Here is a 220-nt window from a genome sequence, read left to right on the forward strand (position 1 = left end):
GTCGAGAAACCCCGTCTTTTTGAGACGTGGGTTTCTTTTTCTTTACATCATAAGGCTCTGGTCTCTGGAGAAACAGGTGGATCGCCATCTTCTTCATGTTCTGCACGGCTGCCGTCATAAGGGCTTGTTCCCTGACGTTTGGTAGACCGCGCAAACGGCAATAGCGAAACCCATGGAGCTCTTTGGCATCCGCGAAGCTTCGCTCAATCGTCTCTTTTCG

1 pseudogene is annotated in these 220 nt (G+C 50.9%); it reads right to left on the reverse strand.

Going from position 1 to position 220, the window contains the following annotated elements:
• Window positions 1-73: 73 nt before the first annotated feature.
• Window positions 74-220 (reverse strand): annotated as a pseudogene (locus ACUYLD_RS25855) (transposase); the annotation flags it as partial.

It is taken from the genome of Paenibacillus sp. SER-28, assembly GCF_052906305.1.